This is a genomic window from Polycladidibacter hongkongensis, assembly GCF_001561995.1.
Classification (GTDB): domain Bacteria; phylum Pseudomonadota; class Alphaproteobacteria; order Rhizobiales; family Stappiaceae; genus Pseudovibrio; species Pseudovibrio hongkongensis.
Genome location: NZ_LLWC01000020.1, coordinates 1 through 15,687 on the forward strand (window position 1 = coordinate 1; position 15,687 = coordinate 15,687).

Annotated in this window: 12 protein-coding genes; 1 reads left to right on the forward strand and 11 read right to left on the reverse strand. The window is 52.1% G+C overall.

The window, feature by feature from the left end; translation table 11 throughout:
- Nucleotides 1–116: 116 nt before the first annotated feature.
- Nucleotides 117–431: a thiamine pyrophosphate-binding protein gene (locus AYK82_RS07670; RefSeq protein ID WP_068313652.1), complete on the reverse strand. Its 315-nt coding sequence runs from the start codon at nt 429–431 to the stop codon at nt 117–119.
- A 148-nt stretch (nt 432–579) separates the two neighbouring features.
- Here AYK82_RS07670 and AYK82_RS07675 point away from each other — a divergent pair, with 148 nt between their 5' ends.
- Nucleotides 580–1,284: a GntR family transcriptional regulator gene (locus AYK82_RS07675; protein WP_068313656.1), complete on the forward strand. Its 705-nt coding sequence runs from the start codon at nt 580–582 to the stop codon at nt 1,282–1,284.
- Nucleotides 1,285–1,397: 113 nt separating this feature from the next.
- Here AYK82_RS07675 and AYK82_RS07680 read toward each other — a convergent pair whose 3' ends face one another.
- From AYK82_RS07680 to AYK82_RS07725, 10 genes are all read right to left on the reverse strand, one after another.
- Nucleotides 1,398–2,396 carry a precorrin-2 dehydrogenase/sirohydrochlorin ferrochelatase family protein gene (locus AYK82_RS07680; RefSeq protein WP_068313659.1) on the reverse strand — a complete coding sequence of 333 codons (999 nt, stop codon included), beginning with the start codon at nt 2,394–2,396 and terminating at the stop codon, nt 1,398–1,400.
- Nucleotides 2,374–5,052: a nitrate reductase gene (locus AYK82_RS07685; protein ID WP_156453297.1), complete on the reverse strand. Its 2,679-nt coding sequence runs from the start codon at nt 5,050–5,052 to the stop codon at nt 2,374–2,376. The genes AYK82_RS07680 and AYK82_RS07685 overlap by 23 nt, the downstream gene beginning before the upstream one ends.
- A gap of 13 nt (nt 5,053–5,065) precedes the next feature.
- Nucleotides 5,066–5,422 (reverse strand): nitrite reductase small subunit NirD, encoded by a 357-nt coding sequence (nirD, locus tag AYK82_RS07690; protein ID WP_068313666.1) that lies wholly within the window; start codon nt 5,420–5,422, stop codon nt 5,066–5,068.
- Complete coding sequence (nirB, locus tag AYK82_RS07695) at nt 5,419–7,881, reverse strand: nitrite reductase large subunit NirB (RefSeq protein WP_068313669.1); 2,463 nt, start codon at nt 7,879–7,881, stop codon at nt 5,419–5,421. Before nirB ends, nirD begins: the two co-directional genes overlap by 4 nt.
- Nucleotides 7,878–9,644, reverse strand: a complete 1,767-nt coding sequence (locus tag AYK82_RS07700) for an ABC transporter ATP-binding protein (RefSeq protein WP_068313672.1) — start codon at nt 9,642–9,644, stop codon at nt 7,878–7,880. The genes nirB and AYK82_RS07700 overlap by 4 nt, the downstream gene beginning before the upstream one ends.
- A gap of 9 nt (nt 9,645–9,653) precedes the next feature.
- Nucleotides 9,654–10,736, reverse strand: coding sequence for an ABC transporter permease (locus tag AYK82_RS07705; RefSeq protein ID WP_068313674.1), 1,083 nt, complete (start codon nt 10,734–10,736; stop codon nt 9,654–9,656).
- Nucleotides 10,737–10,794: 58 nt separating this feature from the next.
- Complete coding sequence (locus AYK82_RS07710) at nt 10,795–12,201, reverse strand: CmpA/NrtA family ABC transporter substrate-binding protein (RefSeq protein ID WP_068313677.1); 1,407 nt, start codon at nt 12,199–12,201, stop codon at nt 10,795–10,797.
- 452 nt (nt 12,202–12,653) lie between these two features.
- Nucleotides 12,654–13,775, reverse strand: coding sequence for a glycoside hydrolase family 88 protein (locus AYK82_RS07715; RefSeq protein WP_068313680.1), 1,122 nt, complete (start codon nt 13,773–13,775; stop codon nt 12,654–12,656).
- 87 nt (nt 13,776–13,862) lie between these two features.
- The gene (locus tag AYK82_RS07720; protein WP_068313683.1) at nt 13,863–15,152 is read right to left on the reverse strand and encodes a TRAP transporter large permease; all 1,290 of its coding nucleotides are present in this window, start codon (nt 15,150–15,152) and stop codon (nt 13,863–13,865) included.
- A 12-nt stretch (nt 15,153–15,164) separates the two neighbouring features.
- Complete coding sequence (locus AYK82_RS07725; RefSeq protein WP_082733811.1) at nt 15,165–15,623, reverse strand: TRAP transporter small permease; 459 nt, start codon at nt 15,621–15,623, stop codon at nt 15,165–15,167.
- Between the last annotated feature and the right edge of the window lie 64 nt (nt 15,624–15,687).

Consider the following 15,687-nt stretch of genomic DNA (forward strand, 5'->3'; position numbering starts at 1 on the left):
GGGACAGGTCGTAAGAACGGCTAGCCTCGGCCACCGTCGTCTTGCCCTGCAGGATCTCAATAACAAGCGCCGATTTGCGCTTCGCTGTCCAACGCTTGAAACCGTCTTCCAATGTCTCACTCATCGCTACCATTTTCCTCACTGTAGCATGAGCAGGAATTCACTGGGTCAATACAATGGGTTACGCCGGGACTAGGCGCCTCCAGTACGGCAGGACGCCCTGTAATTTTTGCGTAGGCCTCTGCAGCATAGGACGCGGTACGCTCATCACGGGTTAGAACGTATTCGATATCTGAACCAGATCCCCACTCTTTATACCAGGGAATTGTCGTTTCACCTGGCAGGCCAAACACATGCGTGACACCGTGAAGTTCAAGCATCCGGAGTATTGCCTGTGCACCATTCATTGTTTTTGGGGATGCAGGTTTCATTTGTATTTCCTTAGCCACTTTTTACGCCGACACACTCGTCGACCTTACTGTCGACAATTAATAATACAGCAAAGTGTTTTTATCAATAGTGTTTTGGCGGGAGTGTGCTATAGCAAGCTAAACCCGCGTCGATATAAAGGAAGATCAAATGGCGGAAGACCGCGGAGCACAGGTCTATACGCGACTTCGCACCATGGTTGAGCGATTTGACCTCAAGCCAGAGTCGCAGATTAATGAAGTCGCACTTGCAAAGAAATTTGGCACGAGCCGCACCCCGGTAAGGGAGGCATTGAACCGCCTTGTTGCTGAGGGATATCTTACTTTTCAAGCGCGCCGGGGGTTTTTTGTTCGTCCGTTTAACCCTGACGAGGTCCTCTCACTGTATGAAACAAGAGTTGCCATCGAAACAGAGGCAACGCGCATGGCAATTCTGCGCAAAACAACAGCTGAGTTAGAGAGTTTTGCCGCCGGTCTGGACGCAATAGCCGAGCGCCATCAGGATGCTAAGGATCTTGAAGAGCTTTTAGGTCTGGATGAAGATTTTCATCTTGCAATTGCGCGTGCAACGGGGAATCCAGAGTTTGAGCGGATACTCACCAATCTCAACAGTCGAATTCGTTTTTTCAGACTAATTGACCTACAGAACAAGCTTTCGCACTCAAAGGATCGTTCAGCCCGCCAAGCTCCAAACCACAAAGCTGTTGCTCAGGCAATTGGGCAGGGTGATGTTGACAAGGCGGTGCTTGTAGTACGTCAACATATCGAGCGAAACCGGGAAGAAGCCAAAGAGGCCGTTACACGGGCATTTGCCGCCATTTACTTTGCAGATGAAACCGACCGAAACGCCGACTAAACCTTTCTGACCCTTGAGGCTGTAGTGTCTATACTGTCACTTGATGTAGAGTTGTGCTGCGCAACAAACTTAGAGTAACTGTGTTTACAGCGTAGATATCGCATCTGCTCGCTCTATTTTATTTGCACCACATTTGGGAGCCGTTCACATGTCACCACAACGGCCATGTGTTCATCTTCGACCGGCCTTTCAGCAATAGGCCGACGCAGCGCCTCGCGTCGGGCCAGCTCAAGCACCTTTTCTGGAACTCCATTCTCGTAGTAGATGACCTCTGCTGTTTGCAAAACGCGCAGATCTCTTAGGGTCAAATAGTCCGAGCCGGCAAGTGGGGCACTAATGTATTGCGTCAATGCGGTTTTTTGGGCCAAGTTCCTGTTGGAATGCTCAACCTGTGCATATGCAACTGCTGCACAATCCGTTTTAAGCAAAGTATTTCTACTTCCTTCCGACCATATCCGATCGACAAATGCCCACCAAAAATGCCGACGCTCTTGGCTGGTGGTCAGTCTACTCATAACCAGAGGCCGTAGTCGCCGCGCCAACCGGGCAAACTGAGAGAGCTGTTGTGGTAAAACCGCCTCCAATCGTTGCCGGATCGCTTGCCCAAGTACCGGAGCAGCACCAGAGGTAGAGATTCCGATTACGCAAGGTCCACGGTTCACTATAGAACCAAACTGAAAGTCACAATATTCTGGTTGATCTATGATATTAACGGGCAAGCCTTGCGCTTTTGCGCTTTGATAAAAGCGCGCTGCTTCATCCCCTTTCGTCAAATCAGCCAACGCAAAGGCCTTGCCAATAAACGCCGCGGGCTCCCACTGTTGGCGGCGCATTCGCACCTTCGGCCGTTCTGCAATAAAATCTAGCAGCTCATGCGACGGCTCTTGCGTGCCAATAAACAGTTCCACATCCGCCCCTGCCGCAAGAATGAGTTCCAGTTTCCATAGAATAGCGTCGCTCGCCCCAACCATAATTACCGTTTTACCGTGGAGCGAAAAGAACACCGGCAAAACTGACAGCGCCTCAATACGAGAGGGGTGCGACTGCGCTTGCCACAAGCCTTTGTGGCTGGTGTTCTGCTTATTTCGACTATGCATGCTGGTGTTGCGCATCAAGCATTCTCCCCAGTTCTACCCGACACGATCCGCAATTGCTTCCCGCTCCGGTTTGCCTTACCAGTTCTTCCAAGGATACCGCTCCGCCTTTGATGGCCGCTTCCAATTGGTAACGCCCAACGCTTTCGCAGGAGCAGACAATCGGTCCCTTTACTGGTTGATCTCCAGCCGGCTTTCCCGCCAACAACAAGTGACGATCAGAGCCGCACGGCAAGGGCTGTGTGAAGAGTTCGACAATGTAATCGCGCTGCACCTTCACTGGCTGGGCATCACAGAAGACCAATGCTTGCAGGGACCGCGAGTTACTGAGCCCAAACCGTTCCCCACCTTGCGCGCTGGTGTAGCTGAAGCATTTCAATTGCGCTGAAACCAGTTCATCCAACCCAAGCAAATGCAGGATCTCTTGCTTCTTCAAGTGACGATGATGCGCAAACTCCAGCCGCCAACCGCCAGCGCATGGCACAGCCGCTGCATAGTCAACTGTTTGGAATCTCGGGCGGTGCCGACTTACCGCGAAACCATAAACAGCCCCTGAGCAGCGCTTGATTTGAACGTGGCTGTGTTTGAACGCCGGTTGACCGGATATTGGGTCCGGATCAGGCTTTATAAGCTTATCAATCCGCGCATTGCTGGCAAACTGGTCGCTCCAATGAAGAGGCACAAAAACTTCACCCGGCTTTTGCGCATCACTCTCAAACGCCCGCAACTGCACCAGACCTAAGCCATTGCTAAGAGTAACCACGTCACCCACTTGCAAATTCATCTCTTTAAAATCATCAGGAGAAATTGCTGCAAATGGTTCGGGCAGGTGCGCGCACAGCCTTTCAGAAAGACCAGAGCGCGTCATGGTGTGCCATTGGTCGCGTAGACGGCCAGTGTTTAGGTAAAATTGCTTCCGCTCCCTATCCCTAGCTGCAAGCGCTGAACCGATGGGCGGTGCAACTTCGATAAACTTGGCTCTTTTATCAGAATGAAAAAACTGGCCATCTGCAAAGGAGCGCGATCTTGATTTGTCATGACCGAACTTGTGTACTGGCCATTGAAATGGCTTTAACGCATTGTAGTCGCGTCCACTTATTTCTTCAAAGCAGCTGATATCAAAGTCTCTGGCTATACCTTCCTCTGCTGTATTCTTCTTGCCCGAAAGAGCAGCGTGTTCGCGAAAAATTTGTGCAGGGCTTGAATAGTCAAAAGCCCCACCAAAGCCCATGCGCTGCCCCACTTGGGCAAGCTGCCAATAATCTGGCATTGCTTTACCCGGTGCTTGCATGAATGGGCGTTGACGCGAGATGCGACGCTCTGAATTGGTTACAGTGCCGTCCTTCTCGCCCCAGGCGCTGGCAGGCAGTAAGACATGGGCATGGCGAGCACTGTCTGTATTGCTGGTTATATCTGACACCACCACAAACGGACAGGTCTGTAAAGCTTCTTCAACCTTAGCAGCTGCGGGCATACTCACCACTGGATTGGTGTGCATAATCCAGAGCGCTTTGATTTTACCTTTGCGAACGATTTCAAACAATTCCACCGCCTTGAGGCCCTGTTTTTTGGCAATCTTTGGCGCGTCCCAAAACGACTTTACAAGCTTGCGGTGCGCACTGTTCTGCAAATCCATATGAGCTGCCAGCATATTCGCCAAGCCGCCAACTTCGCGCCCGCCCATGGCGTTGGGCTGCCCTGTCATGGAAAACGGGCCTGCGCCTGCTTTGCCAATACGCCCCGTTGCCAAATGACAATTAATAATGGTGCCAGCTTTTTCGGTGCCGATACTAGATTGGTTGATGCCCATGCTAAACACGCTGACCGTTTTTTCATGGGTCGCAAAAAGGGCGTAGAACGCCTCAAGCTGATGAACCGTCAAGCCTGTAGCTTGGCAGACCTTTTCATCGTCCCATTGTGCGGCAGCTGCCAACGCAATCTCAAAACCGGAAGTGTGCGCTTCTATAAACTTGCTGTCCAAGTGGCCACTCGTCGCCAAATAATTCAGCAGACCACAAAACAGCGCGCGATCACCATCTGGTAGAATTGGCAAATGCAAATCGGCCAGTTCAGCACTGGCGGTACGGCGCGGGTCTATCACCACCAGCTTTTGCGGCTTTCTTTGGCGGGCTGCCTCAATGCGCCGCATCAACACCGGATGGCACCACGCAAGGTTTGAGCCAGCCAGCACAATAAGATCCGCCTCCTCCAAATCCTCATAGGTGCAGGGAACATGGTCGGCACCAAAGGCCCGTTTATGCGCCGCTACGGCGGAGGCCATACAAAGCCGCGAGTTGGTGTCGATATTCGCCGAGCCGAAAAACCCCTTCATCAACTTATTGGCGACGTAGTAGTCTTCGGTGAGCAACTGCCCAGAAACGTAGAACGCCACAGAGTCGGGCCCATGAGTGTCAATCGCCTCGCTGAAGTTGCGGGCCACCAAATCCAACGCGTCATTCCAATCCGCTTTGCGCCCGTAAATATGCGGTGTAAGCAAGCGCTCTTCGGTGCCAAGTGTTTGGGCTAGAGCGCTTCCCTTGGAGCACAGCCTGCCATAATTTGCCGGATGCTCTGGATCACCTGTAATCTCAACCGTCCCATCTGACCTCACATTTGCCAGCACACCGCAGCCGACACCGCAATAAGGGCAGGTTGTATGGACCGTTTTTTCCAAAGCAGCCGCATGACTATTCATGGGCGTCTCCGTTGAATGGTTCAATAGGACTGGTACATAGGCGGATAACACCATCTGCCAACTCGACCGAATAGCGTCTGACAGCCCCTTCATCCGCTCCTTGTGGCTCGCCGCTTTTAAGTGAGATAACCCAGTTATGCAGCGGACAGGTCACGCAATCATCGTGAACGATACCTTCACTTAACGGCCCTGCATTATGCGGGCAGTTATCCTCCAGTGCGAAGACCTCGTCATTGGCGCTGCGAAACACCGCAATTGTCACGGATCCCAGTTTTACTTTGCGGGCACCGCGCGGCGGGATGTCTTCTAGTCGGCCAATTTCCAACCAGTTTTTGCTCTGCACATTCATTCTGCTGCCTCCGAACTAATGGTGGCCAGCGGGACAAACTCATGCGCATCGTGGCCGCTCACCCGCTCCTCCCATGGGTCCACTTGAGCCACTTTTTGGGATTCGACAAATCGCTCAAAATAGGCCTTGCGCGCTGCGGTATCATTCATCAGCCGGTCGCGGATTTCATCAAAGCCGATCCGCTGCGCCCATTTATAAATTCGCTCCAGATAACGGGCCTGCTCGCGATACATCTGCGTAAGAGCCACTATGTATTCCAGCGCCTCATCTTCGGTTGGGACAGTGCACAGCACTTCAGTTCCGCGAATTTCAAGGCCAGCGGCACCACCAAAGTGGATCTCGTATCCGCTATCAACGCAAATCACGCCGATGTCTTTGCAAGTCGCCTCTGCGCAATTGCGCGGGCAACCAGACACGGCAAGCTTTAGCTTTGCCGGCGTCCATGAGCCCCACATGAATTTCTCCAATCGGATGCCAAAGCCGGTGGAATCTTGTGTGCCGAAGCGACACCAATCGGTGCCTACGCAGGTTTTTACCGTTCGCAATCCCTTGGCATAAGCATGGCCGGAAACAAATCCCGCTTTGCCAAGGTCTTCCCAGACGGCGGGCAGGTCATCCTTGGTGATCCCGAGCATATCGATCCGCTGCCCGCCGGTGACTTTGACTGAAGGAATGTTGAACTTGTCCACCACATCGGCAATGGCGCGCAATTGATTAGAGGAGGTCATCCCGCCCCACATCCGCGGTACCACAGAATAGGTGCCGTCCTTCTGGATATTGGCGTGGACACGCTCGTTAATGAAACGGGATTGATAATCGTCGGCATAATCACCCGGCCAAGCACACACGAGATAATAGTTTAGTGCCGGGCGGCATTTGGCACAGCCGCATGAACTTTTCCATTCCAACTCCTGCATGACTTGCGGAATGGTACGCAGCCCCTTAGCGATAATTAGCCGCCGCACTTCATCATGGCCCAAATCAGTGCAGGGGCAAATCGGTGTCACCGCCTGCGGGTTGTAACTATCCCCCAACTGATAGGCGAGAAGCTGTTCCACCAAACCGGTACAGCTGCCACAAGAGGCACTGGCTTTGGTGTGAGCGCGCACATCATCAAGACTTGTTAAGCCTTTTTCTTTGATCGCCGCGCAAATGGTTTGTTTGGAAATGCCGTTGCAACCGCAAATTTCGGCGTCATCCGCCAAGGCTGCAACGGCTGACATGGGGTCCACTTGAGCGCCCCCCTGATAGGCTTGCCCAAATATCACCGTTTCGCGCATTTCGCTAATATCGGTTTGCTTTTTGAGCATATCGAAGAACCAAGGCCCGTCTGATGTCTCGCCATAAAGCACCGCGCCGATGATCCGGTTGTCTTTCAACACCAGACGCTTGTAAACACCAGCGCTGGCGTCGCGCAGTACGATCTCCTCGCGGTCATTGCCCTGGGCAAAATCACCCGCCGAATAAAGGTCAATGCCGGTTACTTTAAGCTTGGTAGCTGTTACCGATCCTTGGTAATTTCCCGCTTCGCCAAGTAAGGTTTTGGCCAGCTCCTTGGCCATGTCATAGAGCGGGGCCACAAGGCCGTAACACATGCCGTTATGCTCGACGCACTCTCCAAGAGCGTAAATATCGGCCACGCTGGTTTGCATGGCATCATTTACAATAATACCGCGGTTCACATCACAGCCTGCATCTTTAGCCAGAGCAGCTGAGGGGCGAATACCCACCGCCATAACTACCATTGACGCGTCAAGTATGCGGCCATCCTCCAGCTCTATGGCGCTTACGCAGCCGTCCTCGGTTATAATGCGTTTGGTACTGGCCTTGGTGAGCACAGTAATCCCTAAGCGCTCAAAAGCTTGGGCAAGCAGGTAGCCTGCGGCTTCATCTAGCTGGCGTTCCATCAAAGTTGGCATGAGGTGAAGAACGGTGACCTCCATACCCTGTTGCTTTAAACCCGCCGCCGCTTCCAGCCCCAACAAACCGCCACCAATAACAACCGCATGACCGCCGCTTTTGGCGGCTACCAGCATGGTTTCCACATCATCCAGATCGCGGTAGGTGACGACCCCGTTCAAGTCAGCCCCTTCAATCGGCAAAATGAACGGAGAGGAACCTGTGGCAATGACCAGTTTATCATAGGCGGCAATGCGTCCGCTCTCGCTGGTAACCTGTTTGGTTACACTGTCGATTTGGGTGATCTTCTCCCCTTTGTGCAGGCAAATACCGTGCTGGGCGTACCAGACGTCATCGTGGGTGATGATTTCTTCGTAGCTCTTTTCTCCCGACAATACGGGAGAAAGCATCAGGCGGTTGTAGTTTACCCGCGGCTCACTATTAAAAATAGTAATGTCAAAGGCGTTCGCATCCATATCCAGCAAGTGCTCGAGCATACGGCCCGGCGCCATGCCGTTGCCAATGATTACCAGTTTTTGGCGATTGATTGCTTGTGTCATTGGGCAGCTCCCAAATTTAAGTTTTGTCTGGCAATGCGTGCGGCCCGCTTGGCAGCAATGGCTTCCAATTGCTCTGGCGCGGGGTTGGCGCCGCCTTCGTAGGCCTCTAGGAATTCCAGCAATTCCTCGCGGTAAGCATAGTAGTCTGGGTGATCAAGCAACGCTTTGCGCGTACGAGGGCGCGGCAGGTCCACTTCCATAATGTTACCGATAGTGGCGTTGGGGCCGTTCGACATCATAACAACGCGATCTGCGAGCAAGATGGCTTCGTCTACATCGTGGGTGACGCAAATAGCCGTTACCTTGGTCTTGCTCCACACATCCATAAGCAAGTCTTGCAGTTCCCAACGGGTGAGGCTATCAAGCATGCCGAACGGTTCATCCAGCAGCAGCACCTTAGGTGCGAGGGCAAAGGCGCGAGCAATGCCAACCCGCTGTTTCATGCCGTTAGAAAGGTCACGCGCCAGCGTATCTTTCGCCCCTGCAAGCCCCACTTTGGCGAGGTAGTAACTGCAGATCTCGTCTCGCTCAGCCTTGGTTTTATCTGCAAAAACCTTATCCACCCCAAGAGCAATATTTTCATAGGCACTTAGCCAAGGCATCAGCGAGGGCGCTTGGAAGACCACAGCCTTGTCAGGTCCGGCCTTGGTAATTGGCGAAGCATCCAGCGAGATGCTGCCCTTGGTAATTGGGTTTAGACCCGACACCATGGATAGCACGGTAGATTTACCACAGCCCGAGTGGCCTATTAGCGAGATGAATTCCCCAGCTTTGATATCAAGCGAAAGATCATCCACCACTGTCAGCGGGCCTTTTGGTGTCGGATAGACCTTGCTGATACCGCTCAGGCTTAAAAAAGCTACCTTAACTGTGTCACCTTGTGGGTTATCCGGCGCGGAAAAGCCGGTGAGATTAAAGGACGGCTCTGCCTCTTCAGCCTGCGCAAGCGGCACAACTTTTTGCGCGCCTGCAGCGTCATCACATTTGCAGCCATCATCCTGCGCCAACAGGAACTCGATGATATCAGCACGCAGTTTGATATAGTCTGCGTTGGAGTTAAGCGTGCTGCGCTCACGTGGACGCGGTAGCGTGACCTTAAACTCCGGCCCCAGCGTTGCCCCCGGCCCTTTGGTGAGCGGAATAACTCGGTCTGCCAGTAACAATGCCTCATCAACATCATTGGTGATGAGGATCATGGCGCGCTTTTCTGCCTGCGAGATCTGGGCAAATTCATCCTGCAATTTTGCGCGGGTGAGGGCATCAAGTGCTGAGAGCGGCTCATCTAGCAGCAACACTTCCGGCTGCATGGCCAAGGCACGCGCTACGGCCACCCGTTGCCGCATACCACCAGAGAGTTCCGCCGGGTTACGTTCTGCCGCATGGCTAAGGCCAACCGTTTCGATATAACGAGCAACCAATGCTTGCCGCTCTGCCTTGCTCAGCTTGGTATGAACAGCATCGGCTGCAAGCGCTATGTTTTGCCGAACACTGAGCCAAGGCAACAGGGAGTAAGATTGAAAGACAACGCCGCGCTCTGGCCCCGGTCCGTCAATCTCCTTGCCTTTGTAAATCACACCGCCTTCGTCGACTGATATCAAGCCAGCCAGTGCCGATATGAGTGTGGTTTTGCCGCTGCCTGAAAAACCGAGAATGGCGACGAAGTCTCCGGCATCAACCTTGAGGTTGATGTTACTCAGCACTGGGCGCACCACATCGCCTGCCCGAAAGCTCTTCGAGAGGCCAGATATTTCCAATAGGGTCATGGCTGGCTCCTAATTCGGTTCTGAGTGACTGACGAGGTTTTGCAGCGCGTACATGAGCCGATCGAGTAGGAAGCCAATCAACCCGATGGTGAGCACCGCAAGAATAATCCTTGCTAAAGACTGGCTGGATCCATTTTGGAATTCGTCCCACACAAACTTGCCGAGGCCGGGGTTTTGCGCCAGCATTTCCGCTGCGATCAACACCATCCAGCCTACCCCCAAGGACAACCGCAGGCCGGTAAATATAAGCGGCAGTGAAGAGGGAAGCACCAGCTTGCGAATGGTGGTAAAGGTGGAGAGCTGTAAAACGCGACCCACATTCATCAGGTCTTTATCAAGCGAAGCCACGCCAAGCGCCGTATTAATCAGCGTGGGCCAGAGTGAGCACAAGGTTACAGTTACCGCAGAAACCAACAGGGACTTTGGCATAAATTCCCAAGGCTGCGCATAAGTCGCGCTTACCACCATGGTCACAATTGGCAGCCACGCGAGCGGCGAAACCGGTTTGAAAATCTGGATAAGCGAGCTCATGGCTCCGTTCACCAACCGTGACAGCCCACAGGCAATTCCCAGAGGGACTGCAACAACCGTTGCGATGACAAATCCTAAGGAAACGGTAAACAACGAGGTGACAATCTGGTCCAGATAGGTGGGTTTACCGGTGTATTTGCGCTGCTTGACCTTCTCTGGCTTGCCTGCAGCGATTAACTTTACGTTGCGCGCTTCTTGGCGTTCATAGAACGCTGTCGCCTTATCGCGCTCTCGCTGGTGATCCTGCCATAGATTCTCAGCCTGCGCCCATACTGCCGCAGGCCCGGGTATCGCACCCAGAGATGTTTGAATGCGTGGTGCCATGGTGCCCCACAAAAGCAAAAAGGCGAGAATGCCGATGAGTGGGAGCAGTAAAACGCGGGACAGCTCGATACTTTGTTGGCGCGGGTTTTCACCAGCGCTTATGCGCAATAAGGGGACAAGAATACTTAGGCCAAGGCGCTCGCAACCCGTGGCAGATTTACGCAATGCGGTTTGCAGTTGCGGCACGAATTTGTTTTCGGCCTCTTTTGCACCCGGGGTTTGAGATGAAACACTCATCACGAAGTCCTTCCGATTGATTTGGGTTGGGGGGCGGGCACAGGCCCGCCTGCCATGGTTATTGGCCTTCGGTTACAACGCGCGCATCCTTAATGGTTTGTCCGGCTTTCAAACCGATTTCCAAACTCTCCAGATAAGCGGTTGGCTGGCGACCATCAAAACCAATGTTGTCAAGGAAATCTGCCGCAGGTGTTGGCGCTTTGTAGCCATCGCTCTGCCATGGGAACTCGTCTTCGCTCACGTAACCTTCGCCGAGCAACTCTTTCGCAGCTTTCAGATAAATATCTGGACGGTAGACACTTTTGGCAGTCTCGTCATACCAGCTATCATCTTTATGGGTGCTGATTTGCCCCCAACGTCGCATTTGGGTTAGGTACCAAACCGCATCGGAGTAGTAAGGGTAGGTGGCAAAGTAGCGATAGAAGACGTTGAAGTCTGGGACTGCGCGAATATCACCTTTTTCATACTCGAATGTACCTGTCATCGAGTTGGCGATTACTTCTGCATCGGCGCCCACATATTCTGAACGCGAGAGAATTTCCACCGCCTCCATACGATTGGCATTCTCGTTCTCATCAAGCCATTTTGCAGCGCGGATCAAGGCTTTGGTGAGTGCCAGTGTGGTGTTTGGATTTTGCTCGGTAAACTCCTTAGTGAGACCAAAAACTTTCTCTGGATTGTTCTTCCAGATTTCATAGTCGGTGATCACCGGCACGCCGATGCCTTTAAACACCGCCTGCTGGTTCCATGGCTCGCCGACGCAATAGCCATGAATAGTGCCAGCCTCCATGGTGGATGGCATTTGCGGAGGCGGAGTAACCGACAACAGCGCATCAGCCTGCAATTGCCCGCTTACATCAGTTTCCGAATAAAAGCCCGGGTGCACACCGCCGGCAGCGAGCCAATAGCGCAGTTCGTAGTTGTGCGTTGAGACGGGGAATACCATCCCCATTTCAAAACTTTTGCCCTCATCTCGCAGCTTTTCGATGACAGGTTTAAGCGCACGGGCCGAGATCGGATGCTTAGGCTTGCCATCGGCCATCTTCTCAATGTGTGGCAGCATATCCTGCCATATTTCATTGGAAACCGTGATGCCGTTGCCGTTTAAGTCCATAGAAAACGGCGTTACAATGTGTGCCTTAGTGCCATAACCAATGGTAGCCGCCAGCGGTTGACCAGCCAGCATATGGGCGCCGTCGAGCTCGCCAGTGATGACACGATCCAGCAATACCTTCCAGTTGGCTTGAGGCTCTAGGGTTACAAACAGGCCTTCATCCTCGAAGTAGCCTTTCTCATAGGCTATCGCCAATGGTGCCATGTCCGTCAGCTTAATGAAGCCGAGCTTCAGCTCATCTTTCTCGACATCTAAAAGAGCGGCTTGTGCAGCGCCGCTGCAAACCAATAGCGCACTGAGCGTACCCGCTAAGGCATTTCTGCTAAATAATCTCGTCGCAATCTTCTTCATCTCGATATCTCTTGGCTCGATACGCAAATGCGTAGGTCATCGTTGTAGCCGCATGCGGGGGGCGAGCATGAAACCGTTTGTCGAAGCGCGCTGGCGTGGACCGTGGCGCAGCAAGAGTTACCGAGCAAAACCCGTGCCATACGGGATTCGCCTTAGTTTGCAGTAATTTGGAGATCTAAATAGAATTATCTGTTTTTATGTGATCAATAAATACGCTAGATAAGTTCATTTTGTAGGCAGCATAGAGACCCACAGTGAATATCATCTACCTTGTACTCAGAAAAATTCGACATTTACTCCTCCCACCAAATTTCATACTTAGATGAGTACATTTTATCTTAACTCCCCATCCAATTTGAATTATTGCAGGCAAATCTACAACGAAAAAGGCCTCAGCATGAACTATGCCGAGGCCTCAAGAATAGCGCATTACAATCCAAACCTAGGCTTGGTTACCAGAAGAAATTGGTCTCGCCATTTAGGCGGCGAATAGCCTCAAAATAGTAATAATCGCCATAGGGCAACATCGCGCGCTTGTCGCCGCGGGTCACAAAATACGCACCATGGTCGAGCAGGCCTTCTGCGTCGGCATTGCCGGTGAGATCACAGTGTTCTTGCAAGCCATCCAGCATTGCCTGTGCTTTTGTGCGGTACTGTTCGTAGCCCTCGATTTGAGAAAGTGCAGCCACACCGGCGCAAGTAATAGCGGTTGCAGATGAATCCCAAATAACTTCACTCCCCTTAGGCAACTTGTAATCCCAAGGGCAGATGTTTTCCGCTGTTAGATTAGCCAGCGCAAAATCGGTCACTTTCTTGGCAGCGTCAAGGAAGGCTTTGTCCTTGGTGTAGGCATAAATCTGGGTCAGGCCGTGAACAGCCCAAGACTGCCCCCGCGACCAGCAAGAATTATCTGCATAGCCCTGCAAGGTTTGCCCGTACATAGGCTCCTGCGTCGCCGGATCAAACTTAAAAGTATGGAACGTGGTACCGTCTTCACGGATCAAGTGCTTTACTGCGGTTCTCGCGTGAGCATAAGCCACATCATAAAAGCTCTGAATTCCGGTTTCTTGATGCGCCCAAAAAAGCAGGGCTAGATTTTCAAAGCTATCAATCAGCATCCGGCCAGCGGCCAGCTCATTCCGGTTCTCTGTATTAATCTTGGTAAGTGGCCACGCCTGAATAAACTCACCCATTTGCTGGTATTGGCCGCGCAATGCCTCGGCAGCGCGTAATGCTAGCTCCCGCGCCTCGCGGTTGCCTGTCAGCTTGTAATCCGCCACCTGCGTCAGAGAAAACAGAAAGCCTAGATCATGATTTAGCAGCTCCGGCACATGCAAAAGGTGCTGAAAAAATGGATTACGCTGGCGCGCTTGGTTCTTGAAGCGCTCATCACCCGTAATTTGATAGGCCAGCCACAATTCACCCACATAAAACCCAGCAACCCAGTAGCCCGGCTCGCACATTTTCCATTTAAAATCTACACCACCAATTTTGGGGTTGCCATTGCCGATCGCATCAAAGTTACGGCGAATGTGAGAAACGACGTCGTTTTGTAAACTTCTGTAATTGCTCATAGAAACCTACCACAGCAAGAAGGAGAAGAGAGGAGGAGAAGGGAAGAAAGAGGGGGAGTAACGCTCTCCCCCTGGGTGTTTTGTTGGTCAGAGCAGGCTCGGCAAAAACGTGCTAACCGCTGGTACAAACGTGACGATCATCAAAGTCACAAACAGCACCGCGAAGTAAGGGATCAGCTCTTTGATTACCTTTTCAACCGGCACTCCCGCTACAGCTGAGCCTGCAAACAGCAATGTTCCAACCGGCGGTGTGATGATGCCAATGCTCAGGTTAAACACGATCATCACGCCAAACTGGATAGGATCCATGCCGACCGCCAAGGCAATTGGCATAAAAATTGGCGTAAAGATCAATAGCGCTGGGGCCGCATCCATAAATGTGCCGATAATCAGCAGCAAGAGATTAACCACCAAAAGAATAAGGATCGGGTTTGGGATTGATAGCACAAGATCTTTCACCATGCCGGGAATGCCGGTTAGAGCAAATGCCCAAGACATAATGCCCGAAGCGGCAATCATAAACAGCACAGGCACTGAGCCGCGAACCGTTGCAATCACAACATTCCAATAATCCTTGATATCCATTTCGCGGTAAAACAGCGCCAGCAATATGGAATAAACACAAGCAACAGCTGAGGCCTCTGTTGCGGTGAACGCACCAGAAACAATACCACCCATTACAATTACAATGAGCGAGAGCACCGGGATTGCCCGAATTGTGATTAAAAATGCCTGCTTAATGCCCGGGAACTGGGTAACCGGATAGCCCTTTTTCTTGGCGACGATAACTGCGACAATTATACAGCCAAGGCCCATGAGCAGCCCTGGAATGTATCCAGCCATAAACAGCGAGGCAATCGACGTTCCGCTCACAAGCGACAGGATGATAAACAAACCACTTGGGGGGATCAGCATCCCCGTTGGAGCAGAAGCAATATTTGTGGCTGCGGCAAAGGCCGGGTCATAGCCTTCATCCTTCTGCGCTTGAGTAAGCGTTGTGCCCATAGCAGTGGCAGAGGCAATAGCCGAGCCGCTAATAGCCCCGAAAATCATATTGCCAATGATATTGGTGATTGCCAAAGCGCCGGGAATAGAGCCAGCAATTAGCTTTGAAAAGTCGATCAAGCGCTGTGCGGTGCCTGAGCGGTTCATCATATTGCCCGCAAATATAAAGAAGGGCAGCGCGATCAACGCAAAACTATCAAGCCCGGAAAAAATCTTCTGACTGGCGATAAACAGGGAGCTGTCAATGGGAATGAAAGCTGCAATGGAAAGCAATGCCGAAATCACCATCACCACCCCGATGGGAATGCCAGTGACGAGAAGGAAGGCAAACACTCCCACCATGATTAGGATGGATTGTTGTGTGATATCCATGATGTGGTCTCCTTAGGCTTCTCGAATGATTTCATAGAGTTTGGCGAGGATCGCGATTACGCTGATCACGCCGGAAATCATGAACACGCTGTAGACCGCCCCAATCGATACACCCAAAACAGGGGAGACCTGAGAAATATTGGAGGTGTATACTTCATAGCCGCCGTAAAGAAACACACCGACTGTAAAGGCGAGCATGACGATCTGCGTAAACAGACGGGAGATCTTAGCCTTTACACCCTTTAAATTGCCGGTTAGCAAAGTCATGCCGAAGTGCAAGTCATTATAGGTGGCGTAAGCGGAACCAAGAATAACCAACCAAATTGTAGAGAAGCGCAGCGCCTCTTCAGTGAAGGTACTTGGATCATTGAGAATAAAGCGGGAGACGACTTGCCAAGTTGTGAGACACAACATCAGCAGAAATACGGAGCCTAGCAGGATCTCCATAGCTAGGTTGAAGCGTTTCTTCATGGGGCCATCCTACACAGCTTGCCGCAGTTTGTGATGCAAGGCAAAGCCAAGAGTTTTGCTTTTT